Here is a 13,786-nt window from a genome sequence, read left to right as displayed (position 1 = left end):
AATGCATCCAGCTGATGGCCCAGCGTCCCCAGCGGGAACCGGACCGTCATCAACGAAATGAACCCCTGCAGAATCGTACGCCTTCGGTTGCGATGGGCCGCTTCCGTGTCAGAGGTCCATCGGCCAGGTGTCCGACAGCCTGTATCCGGCAGGGAAAGGATCGTCAGGGTCGACCATCAGCTGATGCGTGCCGACGATCCAGGCACGGCCTGATATGATCGGGCTGATCGCGGATTTGCCGTTAAGATCGACGGCGCCGTCGATGCTGCAGTGGAATTCGGTGTCGATGAGCGAAGTTCCGACGAACCGGTCGCCGACCTTCATCTGCCGCCTTGCATGAAGAACCGCCATGCGCGCCGAGCATCCGGTGCCGGTCGGCGAGCGGTCGATCTTGCCGGGGCGAATGGCGACGGCGTTCTTTCCCCAGAGGATGCCGTCCTTCATCTGGACCGGATCCGTGATCTGGCAGAAGGAAATGTGGTTCCAGTCGTTGACGGGATGGCGGAAGCCGAGCTGTTCGTTGGCGGCCTCGGTGATTTTCACGCCGAGGCGGGCTATGTCGCGCGCCTGATCCGGTGTGAGGCTGAGGCCGAGCGACGCGGCATCCACCAGCACGAAACTGTCTCCGCCATAGGCGGTATCGACCGTGATCGTGCCGACACCCTCGACCTCCAGCTTCGCATCGAGCCTGTCGGCGAAGGACGGTACGTTGCGCACATGAATGCGCTCGGCCTTGCCGTTGCGGCATTCGGCTTCCACTTCGATGAGGCCGCCCGGCGCTTCCAGGACCATGCGGGTGATCGGTTCCTGCATGGGAATGATGCCGGTGTCGAGCAGAACGGTCGATACGCAGATCGAGTTCGATCCGGACATGGGCGGCGTATCGGCTGGCTCCATGATGATCCAGGCCATCTGCGCTTTTGGATTCTTGGGCGGGACAAGCAGGTTCACATGGCGGAAGACACCGCCGCGCGGCTCGTTGAGAACGAAGTTCCTCAAGGATTCGTCCTTGGCGATCCAGCGCGACTGCTCCCAGATCGTCGCTCCCGGCGGGGGCGCCACCCCGCCGACAATCACGTCGCCGACCTCTCCTTCGGCGTGACAGCTCACGACATGGACGACTTTCGATGTGCGCATAATTGACCTGCGTATTGAAGACCGGAAGTGACTGAGGATTGCAAAGGAAGTCAGACGGCGCGACCAAGATTATTTGTATATCGTATACGATAATGCGCTTTGTCAAGCCGCCTTCGACATCGACGGCACAACCTCGCACCGTCGCGCCGGAAAGGAAATCCGGATATGGCCGCGAACTATCTGACAACGCACATCAGATCGCTTGCAAAGCCTTGCTCCACCATCTTCCGCGACATGGAGGGTGGCTGGCATTATCGTGTTCCTTCGCGTCTCCGCCGATGCGTCCGGAGGACGGCAGCCGTCGGATGGAGGCGGCACTAGAAGATCAGGCTTTCGTCCTTCCACAGGCGAAAGCCTCCCAGAAAGGCATTTTCGTTGTCACCGGCGCGGCATCCCTCGGGCAGCGTCTCCAGCTTTTCGACGTTGCCGCCGCCAATGACGATTTCATGCGGCATCAGCGCGGCTTGCAGTTTGCCCACGACCTTCCCCACCGATTTGCGCCATTTCTTCTTGCCGTATTTTTCGAGGCCCCGTTCGCCGACGAAGTCCTCGAACGTCTCTTTCTTCTTGTAGGGCAGATGGGCAAGCTCCATGGGCAGACATACGTGATTGACGATCATCGCCGAGCCCAGCCCGGTGCCCAGTCCGAGAAACAGCATGTTGCCGCCGTTATAGCCGCCGATGGCCTGCATGACCGCATCGTTGACGAGCCGGACAGGCTTGCCGAAAGCGGCCGAAAAATCGAAATCCTTCCAGCCGGGGCCAAGATTGTGCGGCTCCAGCGCCGGCTTATTGTCGGCGACCGGCCCGGGATATCCCATGCCGATGACATCGTATTGCCAGTCGCCCGCAAGCTTCTGGACTGTCTCCACCATCTTTTGGGCCGACATCGCCGTGCCCGAGACGGCGGCTCTCCGGTCGCTGCCCGAACTCAGCCGGACCTTGACGTGCGAACCGCCAAGATCGATCGCCAACACGACGAGATCCTGCGGCGCGACGGTCGTTGTATGGTTGAGAGATTTGGATTTCGTGGTCATGATGCATCTCCGTCCGTTGCCAAATCGGCCTTTATTCGTCGCCGCCATCCACAGTGACGGCGAAATCCACCCCCTCCCAGTGATCGCTATCGGGCCAGTAGAAGGTGAAGGCGATCACTGTGCCTTTTGGCAGCCGATCGGTGGGGAGCTCCACGACGTCGATGCCAAAGCCGTTCCGGCGGCTTTCGGTATCGCTCGCATTGTCCCAGCCGTCCGCGCTCCAGCGAACGACCGCCCGCGCCATCACCTCTAACCTGAGGCGTTTGCCGACGGAAACCTGCGATATCTTGTTGTTGAAGCGCCAGAGCATGAAGGGCGCGGTGGTCTTGTTCCTGACATAGCGGTCGACCCCTTGGGGCGGCATATCGAAAACCGCATTGTCTCTCAGCGAGCGCAGCAGCTTGATATGTTCGGCATGAGCCCAGACAAGCGGCATCGCGCTGCCGGAGGGTTCGCCGAAAACGAGGCCCCGCTCGGGGAGATCCGGCTGGTCCCATACCTGTTCGGGCAGCAGGCCGCCCGGTCCGGCGGAGCCTTCAAGAGCGCCGAGCAATGCAATGGCGGCTTTCGGCCGGCCGGCGGCAAGCTCGTAATGGGCTCGCTCGCCGGCGAGCAGCGGCCACGGCCGGCCGATGCCGGTGCCGTCGAACGGCCCGCCATCGGCATGTTCGCCATAACCGTCCCCCGTATAGCGATACCACAGCGGGCCTTGCGGCAGCTCGCATTTGAGCTGCGCGTCGATCACCTTTATCGTGTCGACGATGCGTGGATCGTTGGCGGCCCGCAATCCGAACCGTACCAGCGCCAGGGCATCCGGGCTGACGACGCGGGCCGTCGGCAGATAAGAATCCGCAGGCGGGCGGTTCTTGATCGGCACGAATCCATCGGCGGGCGATGCGCCATCGGCGATGTCGGGCGGAGCGATACGCACGTAATAGCCCCGGACTCCAAGATCTGCAGTGGCCGCATCGGCGGCGACATAGGTCCAGCGCTCGACCTGGTCGTTCCAGGCATCCGCCGTCTGCCGGAGGTAATCGGCATTGTGATCCTGGCCGGCAATTTCCAGAATGTCGGCGGCGGCAAGCAATGCCGCGATCTCGACTGCGAGGGTAAAGGGAGAAAAGCCGCCATCTTCCTCCCATCGGTCCTCGCCCGTCACCGGACCGTTGACGACCACATAGCGCGCGGCCCTCTCGACCATCGAAACGTAGGACAAGAGCGCCTCGCCGGTAAGGGCCCCCTCACGGCGCAGCGCATCGGCAAGCAGGATGGGAAAGGCGCATTCGTCCATCTGAATTCCGGTCCAGTAGGGCTCGCCGTCGAGCCAGGCGTTCTGCGGCCAATGCCCGTCCGCCTCCTGGATCGCACGCAGATAGGCGAGAATTCGGATCGCATCCTGCGGGGCACCCGCCGCGAGGAAACCGCCGGCCGTCTCGACGAGATCGCGCGGCCAGACAAGGTGATAGCCTCCGAGATCCTCATCGCCCTTGGCAAAGCCCCAGGGAATGGACAGCGAGGCGACCGCCGGCCCCTCGAAGGATAGCGGCCGGTGCGTTGCCAGAACGGCCGTCGATATCCGATACCGATTGAGTTCGGGCGGCGGCGCCCTCGGCTCATCCAGCGGCAGGAGCGTGCTCTGCCATCTCCGCCAGTCGGCGACATAGCTGCGCTCCGCATCCTTGTAGCCGGCCTGCAGGCTGGCAAGCGCATTGTAGGCCGCCTCCTCCGGTCGGCTTCCGAAACCGAGCGAGAGAAGCACGGTGTCGCTGCCGGCTTCAAGGTCGATTTCACCCGTCAGCGCGACGTTGCCGTCGGCGGCGTGGGTGACGCGCGGGTCCAGGTCTCCGGTATCCTGCAGCTGGCGCCAGCCGTCGGAAATGCCGACATAGCCGGCAGACGCCGCCTTCCAGCCGCCGCTGACGGCCAGCGCCAGCGAAACGCCGTGGCTGCCGGTCGCAAAAAGCATCGGCGTGCCTTTGTAATCTCCCGCCCAGCCGGTATTGCCGGCACCCGCATTGACCAGATGCGGAGCAGCAAGCACGAAAAGGCGATAATCGTGAACCGAACCATGCAGGGCTTCGAACGATATTTGCTGAAGCAGGCTGCTGCGTACCGGATCGACGATGACGCGCTTGATGATGCGGTAGCGTCCGTCGAATGCCGTATTGACGAGCCGATAGGCCGGCACGCCATCCTCCACCGTCGTCACGACACTTTCGGTATCGCGCTTTTCCTCGGAGAAATAGCCATCCGGGCCGGTAACGATCAGGCCGAGGTCGCGCGTGCAGGCGCAATCGACGCGCGGAAAATAAACTTCGTTGAGGATGCCGTGGCTGAGGGTGAACCAGATGCGACATGCCGGCGAAAGCGCCGTGCCCACCCCGCTCTTCGCGCTGGATGTCCAGCGAGGAGCGATACCCCCCGCACCAGAGCCCGAAGTATCGTCCTGAATCATGCGTCCATCTCCATTGTCGCAGCAATCTGCTCTGACAAGCCGGCTTCGGCAAGGGCTGCTGTCATGACATTGGAGTGATGCGGCGGCCGGCGCCAAATTGCGAGGCAGATCTAGGCCGAAAGTGCCAGGCGCCGGCGAAGCCGCGCAGTCCGCGCGCTGCCGGTCGTCGTCGAGAGCTTCTGGAAGGCATCGAGGTAGTTGTCTTTCGTGCGCAGAATATGCGCCGTCAGCATTTCGGCCAGTTCGCCGCGCCTGCTTTCGGCAAGCAGCGAGATCATGTCCCTATGATCGCGGTATGACCGATCCGGCTCGCCTTCCGCACGAATGGCGAGATGGGTTCTGAGCGAGGCGACGCGACCAAGGATGAGGTCGTATGCGCTTTGCAGATAGCGATTGCCGCAATAGCGGAAGAAGGCCAGATGGAATGCCGTGTCGGCGCGGCCATAGGCCTGCATGTCCCCGGTTTCGACGGCCTTGTCCATGACGGCGAGCTGCCGCCTCAACTCCGCAACCGCCTGCTTGAGCGCTTTTTCAGGGGTAAGTGCGACGGCCTGCTGCTCCAGACCGATCCGATAATCGCAAAGCTCGGCGATGTCTTCCAGCGTCGGCGTGAAGACGTAGGTGCCGGATTTCGGGATGATCGTGACCAGTCCCTCCATCTGCAACAGGTTGAGCGCTTCGCGCACGGGCGTACGGCTCACCTCGAAAGCGGAAGCCAGGGTATCCTCGGAAAGGTTTTCGCCGAACTCGAATTCGGCGTCCACGATCGCTGCGCGAATCTTGTCGGCGATGGTTGCGACGAGGCTCTTGTTGGCTTTCACCGTGGGACTGGGCATACGCGCTTATTCCTTGAAACGAATCCGGCAGCGCTTTTTCGAACGCTGCCGGAAGTTTGGTCTAGTCGCGGTTGGCTTTCAAGCTCATGCAGAGGAAGAAGGCGATGATCGGAAAGACCGCAAGCGTCAGAAGCGCAAGCGAGAAACTGTTCGTCGCGGTTTTCACCCACCCCACGATATAGGGGCCGGCAAAGCCGCCGATCTGGGCAAAACCGTTGATCGCCGCAAGGCCGCCGGCCGCTGCGGCACCCGTCAGGAACTGGGTCGGCAACGTCCAGAACACGCCGAGATAGGACCACAGGAAGAATGCGCAGAAGCAGAGAAGCACAAGCCCCACATACGGGTTCGGAACGAGCGCGCTGGCTGCCAGAAACAGGCCGCCGAAGAGTCCCGAAATCGCGGTGTGGACCTTGCGTTCGCCAGTCCGGTCGGAGCTGCGCGATATGACGACAAGGCCGGCGGTCGCGAAAACGAACGGTATCGCCGAAACGAAGCCCGCCTGGACAGTCGACAGCCCGACGGACTTGACGATCTGCGGCAGCCACATGATGACGCCGTAAACCGCGATGCCGTTGAACATATAGACGAGCGTAAGCAGCCAGACGCGGACATCGCTGAAGATCTCGCGCAGGCTGTGGCGGGCATCGGCCTTGATGTTCTTCTGATCCTGCGCGAGCTGCCCGAGCAGCCAGGCGCGCTCGTCGGGCGCCAGCCACCTGGTATCCTTGGCCGGCGAATCGACGAGGTAAAAGAAAGTGATGATACCGAGGAGAGCCGCCGGCAGACCTTCGAGAATGAACATCGCCTGCCAGCCGTGCAGGCCGAACAGACCTTCGCCGGCATCGATCAGCCAGCCGGAAATCGGCGCGCCGACGACGATCGAAAGAACGGTCGCCGTCATGAAGAGGGCCGTGGCGCGGCCGCGCTCCTTAGCCGGGAACCAGTAGGTCAGATAGAGCAGCACGCCCGGCGCGAATCCGGCCTCGGCGACACCCAGCAGGAAGCGCAGGATGTAGAACGAGGTCGGACCCTGTACGAAGGCCATGGCACAGGAGACCAGGCCCCATGTGACCATGATGCGGGCAATCCAGATGCGCGGCCCGACCTTGTGAAGGATCATGTTGCTGGGAATTTCAAAGGCAAGGTAGCCGATGAAGAAAATGCCTGCACCCAGGCCGAACATATAGGGCGTGAGCCCAATGTCGTCATTCATGTGAAGCGCCGCGAAGCCGATGTTCACGCGGTCGAGATAGTTCACGATAAAGCAGATGAAACAGAACAGCACAATTCGCAGATTGAGCTTGCGGATCGTTCGGTCACGGAGACTGGTATTCAAATAAGTGCCTTCAGCGCTGCTCGCGTCCGCCATGGCATCCTCCCTGCAAATGGATGCCGCCCTCCGCAGCATCTTCGCAAGCGCTATAGAACAGGAAACTGGAATGCACAAGTGGGGCACATAAACTAGAACCCTAGTTGACATTTTTCCGCCGAGGGTCTTTCTTCCTCCGCACCGAACTCAAAACGACGCCGACAGCGGCGGGAGGATTACGTGCAGCAGTCTCAATCAGCCGAAGCATGCGCCGGTTACTTTCATGATCGCGTTGCCCTGGTGACCGGCGGCGCCTCCGGTATCGGCCGAGCCGTGACCGACAAGCTCGTCGGGCTCGGGGCAAGGGTCGCCGTCTGGGATATTAACGCCGAACGATTGGCGGAATGCCGGGCACAGCACGGCGATCGTGTCCTGACCGCAGTTGTCAACGTTGCCGAACGCAAGGCCGTGGACGAGGCAATGGAGGCGCTCGTCGCGTCGTTCGGCGGGATCGATCATCTTCTCAACAATGCCGGCATCATTGGCGGCCGCATGACCGTGGAAGACATGAACGAGCTCGAACTCGACCGCGTTCTTGCGGTCAATCTCAAGAGCGCGTTCTATGTCTCCAGCGCCTTCATCCGCGCCCCGTCTGCCCGCGAGGATCGCTCCGTCGTCAACCTGTCGTCAATCGCTGCTCGTACCGGCGGCATGGTGGGCAACATCGCCTATGCGACGACCAAGGGCGCCATCGCATCCTTCACCGTGGCCCTGGCCAAGGAGCTTGCGCCCAAGGCGCGCGTGAATGCCCTCGCACCCGGCGTCATCAACACGGAAATCCAGAAGGATGTCTTTGCCGATCCCGCCAATATCGGAGCGATGGCAAGTGTCATTCCACTGAAGCGCCTGGGAACGGCGGCTGAGGTGGCGGACGCCGCCGTCTGGCTCCTGTCCGGCGAGGCCTCCTACATAACCGGGATCGTCGTCGACGTATCCGGCGGCCGTTGATCGGGAGACAATGATGAAGAACGCAGCCGAAAGACTTCGCGCCGATATCCTGTCGGGCCGCCTGCTTCAGGCACCCGGCGCTCCGGATGCGCTGACAGCCCGCCTTGTCGAGATGGCCGGTTTTCCAGCGATCTACATGACCGGGTTCGGTGCAACGGCATCCCGCCTCGGCCTTCCCGACATCGGTCTCTTGACCCAGACGGAAATGACGACCCACGCGCGGGACATGGTTCGTGCCGTCAGCACTCCCGTCATCGCCGATGCAGATACCGGCTACGGCGGACCGGCCAATATTGTCCGCACCGTCGAGGAATATATCCAGGCAGGCGTGGCCGCGATCCATCTGGAAGATCAGCAACTGCCCAAGCGCTGCGGCCAGCGCGCCGGCGTGCGCGTCATCCCCGCGAACGAGAACGTCCGCCGCCTGTGCTGCGCTGTCGAAGCGCGCGGCGACAATCCGATGCTGCTGATTGCCAGAACCGATGCGATCCAGAGCGAGGGCATCGACGAGGCCATCCGCCGGGCCAGGCTATACCAGGATGCCGGCGCCGATTTGGTTTTCGTGGACGGCATCAAGAAGATTGCCGATGTCGAGGCCGTGTCGAAGGGTGTGCCCGGCGCAAAAGTGGTGAGCATCGTGGACGGCAACGAGACGACGGCGCTCACGGCGAAAGACCTCGAGGAGATGGGCTTCAACATTGCCTTCTATGCACTTTCGGCGCTGTTCTCCGCGGTCAAGGCCGTGCGCGATACGCTGGACGCGCTCAAATCGGAGGGGACACCGAAGAGCCGGCAGGATGCCATGGTCAGCTATGCGGAGTTCAGTGCCGTGACCCGCCTTGCGGACTACGATGCGCTCGACGACCGCTTCGGCTGGCCGGAACACAAATAGGATTCGGCTTGGGGAGGTGCGCCATGAAGACGTCGATCGCGACCGTATCGATCAGCGGAGAACTGCCTGAGAAGCTTGAAGCGATCGCGCATGCCGGCTTTGATGGCGTCGAAATCTTCGAAAACGACTTTCTGGCCTTCGATGGCAGTCCGGCGGATGTGGGCCGGATGGTGCGCGACTTCGGGCTTGAGATCACGCTGTTCCAGCCGTTCCGCGATTTCGAGGGCATGCCGGCCTCGCACCGGAGCCGCACGTTCGACAGGGCCGAGCGCAAGTTCGATGTGATGCAGGAACTCGGCACCGACCTCGTACTGGTCTGCTCGAACGTTTCGCCGGTCTCGCTCGGCGGGATCGATCGGGCTGCGGACGATTTCCGGGAACTCGGCGAACGGGCGGCGAAGCGCGGCCTCCGGGTCGGGTATGAAGCGCTCGCCTGGGGCCGGCATATCAGCGATCATCGCGATGCGTGGGAGATCGTCCGGCGCGCCGACCATCCCAATATCGGCCTTATCCTCGATAGTTTTCACACACTGTCGCGCAGGATCGACGTCAATTCGATCCGCTCTATTCCAAAGGATCGGATCTTCATCGTACAACTGGCCGATGCGCCGCTGATCGACATGGACCTGCTCTACTGGTCCCGTCATTTCCGCAACATGCCGGGCGAAGGCGATCTGCCGGTCGACGCATTCACCGCGGCGGTCGCCGAAACCGGCTATGACGGTTATTTCTCGCTGGAGATCTTCAACGACCAGTTCCGTGGCGGCTCGACCCGCTCGATCGCAGCCGACGGACATCGCTCGCTGATCTATCTCGGCGATCAGGTGCGCCGCTCCCCGAACGTGACGGCGCTGACCGTGCCCCCGATGCCGGAGCGCGCCAAGGTCCAGGGAGTAGGCTTCGTGGAATTCTCCGCCGACGAGAAGGGTGCCGCCGACCTCATCGGCATCCTCAGAACGCTCGGCTTCCGCAAGCTGGCAAGGCACCGGACGAAGAAGGTCGAGCTGTTCGGCCAGGGCGGGATTCGGCTCATCGTCAATACCGAAGACAAGGGGTTCGCCAACGCCTCCTTCGTCGTGCATGGCACGACCGCCTATGCCATGGCGCTTGAGGTGGACGACGCCAGGGCGGCACTGGCCCGGGCCGTGGCGCTTGGCGCCGAACCGTTCGAGCAGCCGGTGGCCGACGGTGAAGCGCAGATCCCGGCAATCCATGGCGTTGGTGGCAGCCTGATCTATCTGATCGACCGGGGAAGCGATCTCGGCCGCTATTCGGAGGTCGATTTTTCAGCAGTCCGGGACGAGAACGAGGATGCGGTTGCGCCTGCATATCTGGAGCGTGTGGATCACGTCGCGCAGACCGTAGCCTACGACGAGATGCTGACCTGGCTGCTGTTCTACACATCGATTTTCGAAACCGGCAAGACTCCCATGGTGGATATCATCGACCCGGCCGGCGTGGTGCGCAGCCAGGTGATCGAGAATCACAGCGGCGCTCTCAGGATCACGCTGAACGGAGCAGAAAACCGCCGGACGCTTGCCGGCCATTTCATCGCGGAGAAATTTGGCTCCGGTATCCAGCATCTGGCGTTCTCCACCGAGGATATTTTCGCCACGGCCGAAGCGCTGAAGAAGAATGGCTTCAAGCCGCTTCCGATCTCACAGAACTATTATGGCGACGTGGAAGCCCGTTTCGGGCTGGAGCCGGAGCTGACCGAACGGCTGAAGGCGCACAACATCCTCTACGATCGCGACGAGCATGGAGAGTATTTCCAGCTCTACAGCGGCACCTACGGCGAGGGCTTCTTCTTCGAGATCGTCGAACGCCGCCGCTACCGCGGCTACGGCGCCCCCAACGCAATCTTCCGCATCGCCGCCCTCAAGAAAGCGCTCAGACCGGAAGGCATGCCGAAGAAATAAACACGCTAGCCACATCGCCAATAGGGGACGTTCCAAAGTAAGACGGATTGTTATTGCCGAGGAAGATGCTGGCTCACAACAACTTGCCGCCGAGCATAAACCTTTAAGGCACCGCACCCATCTGCCGTGCCTTTCGGACGGCCACGGCCATCCAATCGTATAATAGACCTTGATCCTCTTTGGAGAAACGCGCCCTATGTTTCAGCCATTCCAATGTATCCCCGGGATGGCAACGGGCGTAGTCCTCACGGATCAATGCCTCGTATTCGTCACGAAGCTCCGGATCGCCCGGCTCGATCGGCAGCATAAGTCCATCTGCTGCGAGATAAAGTGTTGGGTCTTCGGCTGCACTCATCGCCGACCCCCGACTTCGTCAACATGGAGCAGCAGATCTGCTGGGTCGTCATAGACACGGATCGCACCCGCATCCCGTAGTTCTTCCCGCCCGTAACCACCGCTCAAGAGACCAACGCCCAGCGCCCGTGCGCGCACCGCCGCAAGCATGTCCCAGATGCTGTCCCCGACGACGACTGCTTTTCCAATATCGACGCCGAGTGCATCTGCCGCCGCAAGGAACAGGTCCGGATCAGGCTTGGCATACTTGACCATATCCCGGGTGATGACGGGGAACGACGACGTGTCCACTCCGAGCGCAGCAATGTTTACCGCGGCCGTCTCCATCCGACCGCTGGTCGCTATCGCAAATGGGATGCCAGCATCAGCCAACCAGCGCAGAAGCTCGCTGGCGCCCGGCAAGGGACGGATTTTGTATCCCAGTCGCCGATATGCCTCTGCGTGGAGATTTCGCAGCCGCTCGTTCAGCTCGTCGGTAATCTCTATGCCAGTCTCTCGAAGGAGCTGATTGGTGAACAATCCCCCGCTCATTCCGATTTTCCGATGGATCCGCCAGATCGAAAGGTCGATGCCCTCTTCATCAAGCGCCTGCTTCCATGCGAGAACATGTTGGTAGACGCTGTCGACCAACGTACCGTCGAGGTCAAAAAGAAAAGCGTGGTCTATCCGCATAGCAATCTCCCACTGTATTTCCGTATCGCATCGCCTTTCACAATAGAGCAACGCTCGTGCCATTTCGGCGAGTTCAGAAAATCAAACAGTTACCTGATCAACGTTAGTCCTCACAGACAAAATGTCTCGAGTTTCAGGTCAAAATGTCCAATTGAAACAATGCTGTACGTCGACGAATTGTTTGATTTTACTATTTATTTGTGCAGAAATTCATTCGGGGAGCTTTTGCCACCGCACTGCACCGTTAGCCTGCTACATAATACCACATAAACGGGGCTCGCATGAAGCTGACTTACGAATTGCTACTCTTGAGTACCGAGTGGGTGGTGCGTCTGGGTGCGCTTGTCGTCATCCCGCAACGCCGCTCTCCTTCGTCTGCCCGGGCGTGGCTGCTGTTGATTTTCTTCCTGCCGATTCCAGGGCTTATCCTGTTTCTCGCTATCGGAAACGATCGCTTTCCGGGATGGCGGAAGGCTCGGTTTCAATCTCTTCGGCCGTTCTTTGATGCCACGGTCGATACCGTGCGGCCTTTTCAGGCATTTCTGGATGCGAGGCAGCCAGTCGCCGAACTTGCAACCGCTCTCGGCCGATTCCCCGCCACGGACGGAAACAGGATTGAGCTGATAGACGACTACGATGCGGTGATCGACAAGCTCGTCGAGGATATCAATGCCTCGACGACTTCTGTCCATCTGCTGGTCTACATATTTGCAGACGATGCCGTCGGCCAGAGGATTGCCGATGCGCTTGGACGCGCGAAGGTCCGGGGTGTCGACGTGAGGGTCATGTTCGATCCGGTCGGGTCGCATCGTTGGCGGCGCGGCACATTGCGCATGCTTCACGCGCAGGGAGTACAGGTTCGTGAAGCCCTTCCCTTGCGCTTCATCAAGTTTCGTTCTCGGGGCGACATGCGCAATCACCGCAAGCTTTTCGTCATCGACGGCAAGATCGGGTATGCCGGTTCGCAGAACCTCGTCGCGAAAAACTTCCGCAAGGGGATTACCAACCATGAACTGGTCGTCCGGTCGCAAGGGCCGGTCGTGGCGGTCATGGACGCCGTCGTCAGAGGCGATTGGAGCATGGAGACGGGCGAGGTGCCTGTGAAAGGACAAGTTCACCCTCGACAGGCCGGGTCCGCCCAGGCCCAGCTCCTGCCGAGCGGGGAGGATTACCGGCTCGAAGGGTTTGAATCCTTGCTGGTGTGGCAGATTCATCAGGCATGGGAACGCGTCGTCCTCGTGACGCCATACTTCATCCCCGATGAAGATATTCTCGGAGCGCTGCGAACGGCCGTCGTTCGCGGTGTAACGGTCGATATCATCCTGTCGAAGGTGGTCGACCAGCGGCTCGTCAGACTATCCCAAAGCTCCTATTACGAGGATCTGCTTGCCGCCGGCGTCAAGATCCATCTCTATCGTGACTATCTGCTGCATGCGAAGAATGTCAGCATCGACGGCACGCTCGCTATCGTGGGATCGAGCAATGTCGATCTGCGCTCTTTTCAGTTGAACGAGGAAGTCAGTCTGCTTCTTTACGACGCGGATTCCATTGAACGTGTCGACGCCATCCAGCGCGGTTACATGGAAAAGGCGGACGTTCTGGAGCTGGCAGTCTGGAAAACGCGGTCGCCGTTTCGCAAGATCGGGGAAAATGCCGCCCGGATGGTCAACTCGCTGTTTTGATGGCATCGCTGGCCTTTCGCCACAGCTTCACGCCTGTCGTTCGGCATTGCCTGGACGTCGCGCGCGGCGAAGATTGTCTCGCAGCGATCGCGGGGTGAAAATGAACCGCGCGGTTTACGCTTCTTGGCACTTCTGTGAGCGTGCCATATGATGACGGCCGATATCTCTATCGATTCCGATATTCAGCAATAACCTTGTCGATCAGACCTTCATTGCGTCGGATAAATTCATCTCTCGACAGTCTGGAGGCAAGCCATGCGGCTTGAAGGCTGGAATCTCGATCGAGCCATTGATCGCGCGTTTGATGATCGATCTTATGACGCCGGGCGTCCTGTGATCCATGCGATGCTCTGTCATGATCCTTGGACATTGTATGATCCTCTCTATAGCGAGTTTGTTTTCACCCCGAACACGCGGTCGTGGTGGAGAAACAGACGGGCAGGTTCCATGGCCGGAAATACCGCTGTGACCGTTGCGCACCGACA

At 60.7% G+C, this 13,786-nt stretch carries 12 protein-coding genes; 4 read left to right on the top strand and 8 right to left on the bottom strand.

Annotated features, from left to right (window positions below; all coding sequences use genetic code 11):
- Positions 1-108: 108 nt before the first annotated feature.
- The 5 genes from ACJJVH_RS27320 to ACJJVH_RS27300 all read right to left on the bottom strand — a co-directional run bounded on the left by ACJJVH_RS27320 (position 109) and on the right by ACJJVH_RS27300 (position 6,834).
- Positions 109-1,137, bottom strand: a complete 1,029-nt coding sequence (locus tag ACJJVH_RS27320) for a trans-3-hydroxy-L-proline dehydratase (RefSeq protein WP_412066664.1) — start codon at positions 1,135-1,137, stop codon at positions 109-111.
- Between the two features lie 317 nt (positions 1,138-1,454).
- Positions 1,455-2,174 (bottom strand): ROK family protein, encoded by a 720-nt coding sequence (locus ACJJVH_RS27315; RefSeq protein WP_113358732.1) that lies wholly within the window; start codon positions 2,172-2,174, stop codon positions 1,455-1,457.
- Positions 2,175-2,205: 31 nt separating this feature from the next.
- Positions 2,206-4,629: a glucan 1,4-alpha-glucosidase gene (locus ACJJVH_RS27310; protein WP_412066663.1), complete on the bottom strand. Its 2,424-nt coding sequence runs from the start codon at positions 4,627-4,629 to the stop codon at positions 2,206-2,208.
- A gap of 110 nt (positions 4,630-4,739) precedes the next feature.
- Positions 4,740-5,465, bottom strand: a complete 726-nt coding sequence (locus ACJJVH_RS27305; RefSeq protein ID WP_112795005.1) for a GntR family transcriptional regulator — start codon at positions 5,463-5,465, stop codon at positions 4,740-4,742.
- A 61-nt stretch (positions 5,466-5,526) separates the two neighbouring features.
- Positions 5,527-6,834 (bottom strand): MFS transporter, encoded by a 1,308-nt coding sequence (locus tag ACJJVH_RS27300; protein WP_112795004.1) that lies wholly within the window; start codon positions 6,832-6,834, stop codon positions 5,527-5,529.
- Between the two features lie 180 nt (positions 6,835-7,014).
- Here ACJJVH_RS27300 and ACJJVH_RS27295 point away from each other — a divergent pair, with 180 nt between their 5' ends.
- Genes ACJJVH_RS27295 through ACJJVH_RS27285 form a run of 3 tightly spaced genes read left to right on the top strand, consistent with a single transcriptional unit; the run spans position 7,015 to position 10,593 of the window.
- A complete protein-coding gene (locus ACJJVH_RS27295) occupies positions 7,015-7,782 on the top strand; it encodes an SDR family NAD(P)-dependent oxidoreductase (protein WP_412066662.1) in 768 nt (255 codons plus the stop codon).
- 13 nt (positions 7,783-7,795) lie between these two features.
- Positions 7,796-8,674: an isocitrate lyase/PEP mutase family protein gene (locus ACJJVH_RS27290; RefSeq protein WP_412066932.1), complete on the top strand. Its 879-nt coding sequence runs from the start codon at positions 7,796-7,798 to the stop codon at positions 8,672-8,674.
- Between the two features lie 23 nt (positions 8,675-8,697).
- Complete coding sequence (locus ACJJVH_RS27285) at positions 8,698-10,593, top strand: bifunctional sugar phosphate isomerase/epimerase/4-hydroxyphenylpyruvate dioxygenase family protein (RefSeq protein WP_412066661.1); 1,896 nt, start codon at positions 8,698-8,700, stop codon at positions 10,591-10,593.
- 103 nt (positions 10,594-10,696) lie between these two features.
- On the opposite strand, the gene ACJJVH_RS27280 is transcribed toward ACJJVH_RS27285, so the two are convergent.
- Both ACJJVH_RS27280 and ACJJVH_RS27275 read right to left on the bottom strand, forming a co-directional pair.
- Positions 10,697-10,948, bottom strand: a complete 252-nt coding sequence (locus tag ACJJVH_RS27280; protein ID WP_412066660.1) for a hypothetical protein — start codon at positions 10,946-10,948, stop codon at positions 10,697-10,699.
- Positions 10,945-11,619 carry an HAD family hydrolase gene (locus ACJJVH_RS27275; RefSeq protein ID WP_112795288.1) on the bottom strand — a complete coding sequence of 225 codons (675 nt, stop codon included), beginning with the start codon at positions 11,617-11,619 and terminating at the stop codon, positions 10,945-10,947. Before ACJJVH_RS27275 ends, ACJJVH_RS27280 begins: the two co-directional genes overlap by 4 nt.
- Positions 11,620-11,900: 281 nt before the next feature.
- Between ACJJVH_RS27275 and cls the strand changes: the two genes are divergently transcribed.
- Positions 11,901-13,301 (top strand): cardiolipin synthase, encoded by a 1,401-nt coding sequence (gene cls / locus ACJJVH_RS27270; RefSeq protein WP_412066659.1) that lies wholly within the window; start codon positions 11,901-11,903, stop codon positions 13,299-13,301.
- 166 nt (positions 13,302-13,467) lie between these two features.
- Here the strand turns inward: cls and ACJJVH_RS27265 are convergent, their stop codons facing one another.
- Positions 13,468-13,671, bottom strand: a complete 204-nt coding sequence (locus ACJJVH_RS27265) for a hypothetical protein (protein ID WP_412066658.1) — start codon at positions 13,669-13,671, stop codon at positions 13,468-13,470.
- Positions 13,672-13,786 lie beyond the last annotated feature (115 nt).

It is taken from the genome of Rhizobium sp. SYY.PMSO, from assembly GCF_046840415.1.
In the GTDB taxonomy this organism is placed as follows: Bacteria; Pseudomonadota; Alphaproteobacteria; order Rhizobiales; family Rhizobiaceae; genus Rhizobium.
Note: the sequence above shows the minus strand (reverse complement) of the source record. Positions and strands in the feature narration are given on the sequence as shown.

What these genes read in the sequence shown, in the direction of transcription:
- ACJJVH_RS27320 (WP_412066664.1), bottom strand. Translation starts at nt 1,137, where the DNA reads ATGCGCACATCGAAAGTCGTCCATGTCGTGAGCTGTCACGCCGAAGGA.
- ACJJVH_RS27315 (WP_113358732.1), bottom strand. Translation starts at nt 2,174, where the DNA reads ATGACCACGAAATCCAAATCTCTCAACCATACAACGACCGTCGCGCCG.
- ACJJVH_RS27310 (WP_412066663.1), bottom strand. Translation starts at nt 4,629, where the DNA reads ATGATTCAGGACGATACTTCGGGCTCTGGTGCGGGGGGTATCGCTCCT.
- ACJJVH_RS27305 (WP_112795005.1), bottom strand. Translation starts at nt 5,465, where the DNA reads ATGCCCAGTCCCACGGTGAAAGCCAACAAGAGCCTCGTCGCAACCATC.
- ACJJVH_RS27300 (WP_112795004.1), bottom strand. Translation starts at nt 6,834, where the DNA reads ATGGCGGACGCGAGCAGCGCTGAAGGCACTTATTTGAATACCAGTCTC.
- ACJJVH_RS27290 (WP_412066932.1), top strand. Translation starts at nt 7,796, where the DNA reads ATGAAGAACGCAGCCGAAAGACTTCGCGCCGATATCCTGTCGGGCCGC.
- ACJJVH_RS27285 (WP_412066661.1), top strand. Translation starts at nt 8,698, where the DNA reads ATGAAGACGTCGATCGCGACCGTATCGATCAGCGGAGAACTGCCTGAG.
- ACJJVH_RS27280 (WP_412066660.1), bottom strand. Translation starts at nt 10,948, where the DNA reads ATGAGTGCAGCCGAAGACCCAACACTTTATCTCGCAGCAGATGGACTT.
- ACJJVH_RS27275 (WP_112795288.1), bottom strand. Translation starts at nt 11,619, where the DNA reads ATGCGGATAGACCACGCTTTTCTTTTTGACCTCGACGGTACGTTGGTC.
- cls (WP_412066659.1), top strand. Translation starts at nt 11,901, where the DNA reads ATGAAGCTGACTTACGAATTGCTACTCTTGAGTACCGAGTGGGTGGTG.
- ACJJVH_RS27265 (WP_412066658.1), bottom strand. Translation starts at nt 13,671, where the DNA reads ATGTCCAAGGATCATGACAGAGCATCGCATGGATCACAGGACGCCCGG.